Below are 1,812 nucleotides of genomic sequence, written 5' to 3' on the forward strand. Positions count from 1 at the left end.
TCGCTTCGCCAGTTGCAAAGTAATCCGGTACAATATAGAAAATGTTGCCTGGTCCTGGATCTACTGTTTGGTCTGCAGGGCAAGTAAGCACCGGAGCCAATTTGTCAACCACGTGAACTTCAGCCACACAAGAGGCAAGGTTACCGCTTGTATCGCTTACAAATACAGTTACCATAACTGGTGTTCCTATATCTGCGCAAGTTACGGTTGGCACATCTACTGCAATAGTAGCAATGCCACAAGCTTCGTTTATGTCAGAAAGCAAACTATAAGGATCGATAGTGGTCGTACCATCTGGTCCTAGTTCAATTTCTACAACGTTACCCGTGCTAACACCTTCGTAATCTATTTGGAAGTTATCTACACCGGCACCCCAGGCCCAGCCGCCTTCATCGTCGTAAGTAAAACGAACTTGGAAGTCAGCGTTCATATAAGCGGCCATATCTAAGGCTCCTGAATTGGTCGGATCGGTATCTACATCTACAAATAGTATTTGTTGCCAAGCTGCGCCATCGTATACTTCTACAGTTAAAGTACCATCACCTGCAAATTCCTGCAATGCATAATCAAAAGAGATGGATGCCGTTACAGCCGCAGAGATGTCGTACACTGGAGAAAGAAGTGAAACTAAGTTAACCTCACCACTACCTGCCGCATCGTCATCAAAGATCGCTGCGTTTGTAGGGAAATCGCCGCCTATTGGCATATCGCCCGACCCGAAGGCCCAGTCTGCAGAACCTGAAGTAACTACGGTAGTCCAACTCGTTGGTATAGTAGCATCTTCAAAATCTGTTAATTCTGAAGTAATGTTTGCAACGCCACAAGTAATAACTGGCGCAATGTTATCTATAACATTTACTACCGCCATACAGGTAGAAGCGTTTCCACTGGCATCGGTTACGGTTACTTCAATGATGTTCTCGCCCAAATCTGCGCAAGTGAAATCTAATCCAGAGCCTGCACCGGTAGTATAGTGGATGGTTCCGTTAAAAACACGAGGTGCAAATATAGGAGTTGTGAAAGGTGTGTTGGAGGCAGCACCTAAACTCATTGACATATCGGCATTGGAATAATTTTGATTGCTTCCATCACCATTGGTGTAATAGTGTGAATGTCCGCCATCGAGAACTAAAGCCATCCCGTAAGTAGTGTTTGCACTCAACATCAAAGGAGTTGCCAAAACAGCATTTGAAGGTGCATCTAAGCCGGCTCCTGTTCCTGTTGCGGTTGCGGCTACAGCTCCCCAAGCACCAGGATTGGACTCATTACCTACATATGTGCCCACAAGCGTATAAATATCTAAAGTAAACCCTCCCGGATCGGCTGTATTTATATCAATTTCGCTCACTTCCAAATCGGCTGCTCCAACAGTGATGTCAAAATAAACCGCTCCTCCTGGAGATCCATTATTTCCAGAAGCAAATAGAGAGGTCAATGATCCTGCTGTTCCACCGCCGGTACCACCAGCGGTAATTGTGTATCCACAAGCTTCGTTTACTCCGGTAACAAGATCGTTAGGGCTAATTGAAGCCACACCGTTTACATCAAGGAAAACATCCAATCCACCGCCAGCGGCAGCTTCATAGGTCAATAGGAAGTTGTCTACACCAGCTCCCCAAGCCCAATCGTCTTCATCATCATAAGTATATCGCACTTGGAAGGCTGCATTTACAAACGCAGAAACATCTATGTCGCCCGTGTTAACAGGATCGGTATCTACATCTACAAATAATATCTGTTGCCAAGCAGCTCCATCCCATACTTCAGCTTCAAATGTTCCTGAACCTGCAAAATCCTGCAATGAATAATCAA

At 45.4% G+C, this 1,812-nt stretch carries 1 pseudogene; it reads right to left on the reverse strand.

The features are described from left to right. A pseudogene (locus VZD24_RS15185) lies at positions 1-1,812 on the reverse strand (HYR domain-containing protein); the annotation flags it as partial.

It is taken from the genome of Aequorivita flava, from assembly GCF_038742595.1.
Lineage (GTDB): Bacteria > Bacteroidota > Bacteroidia > Flavobacteriales > Flavobacteriaceae > Aequorivita > Aequorivita marisscotiae.